Origin of the sequence: Streptomyces sp. CT34, from assembly GCF_000805335.1 — a bacterium.
In the GTDB taxonomy this organism is placed as follows: domain Bacteria; phylum Actinomycetota; class Actinomycetes; order Streptomycetales; family Streptomycetaceae; genus Streptomyces.
This window is the reverse complement of sequence record NZ_KN708638.1, coordinates 2,562,972-2,563,858: the sequence shown is the minus strand read 5'-3', so window position 1 is coordinate 2,563,858 and position 887 is coordinate 2,562,972. Positions and strand designations below refer to the sequence as shown.

Here is an 887-nt window from a genome sequence, read left to right as displayed (position 1 = left end):
GGGGGTGGCGCGGCCGGGGGAGTGGCGGTGGCGGCCAGGGAGGAGCGGAAGAGGGCGGCCAGGTGGTTGGCGGCGGGGGTGTCGAGGAGGGTGTGGGACCAGCGGAGCGCCAGTTGGATGCGGTTGCCGACCGAGACGGTGGTGACGGTCAGTCCGCGGGGCATACGAGCGGGGGCGGAGAACCAGACGGCGGTTGCCCGGCCGGCGTCGCCGAAGTCCAGTGGGTAGGGGACGCGGCCGATGTTGGAGAGGAGTGTGGTCGACGTCCAGGGTGCGGCGGCGGAGCGGAGCGTGCGGGTGAGGGCGGCGCGCAGGCCGACGGGGAGCGCGGGGGCGGTCAACAGGGTTCCCGACAGTCCCAGTTGTGATCCCTGTGTGGACTTCAGGGTGCGGGTGCGGGCGGCCGTGTGGCGCAGCAGACGGGACACCGCGGCGGGGTCGGGCGGGTCGGCGGTGAGGAGTGCGGCGTCCTGGCGTTCGGCGTCCGGTTCGAAGCCGACGGAGACGAGTCGGGTGCCGTTGCCGATGGGCATCTCGGCGCCGCGTGGCCGGTCGTCGACCGGCATGGTGACGACGACCGGGGCGGTGCGGTGGCCGTGCAGCAGGTTCCAGCGCGCGGTCATCAGGAAGGTGGCGACGAGGAGTTGGTCGTTGACCGTGTACGGGGGCGGGGCGTCGGCGGTGCGTGGCGGACGGGCCGGGACGGGGAGTTCGGCGAGCAGCATCCCGTTGCTGGTGCCGTTGGAGATGACGTTGGTGTCGCCGCTGTTTCCGGTGGTGTTTGTGATGCCGGTTGTGATGCCGGGTGTGATGCCGGTGGTGTCTGTGCTGCTGCTGGTGTGGGTGGAGTGGTGGGGGGTGATGCGGGCGGGGCGGGGCGGGGGGGG

1 pseudogene is annotated in these 887 nt (G+C 72.8%); it reads right to left on the bottom strand.

Annotated elements, in window-relative coordinates:
• Window positions 1–731 (bottom strand): annotated as a pseudogene (locus RZ84_RS39660) (condensation protein); the annotation flags it as partial.
• Window positions 732–887: the final 156 nt, after the last annotated feature.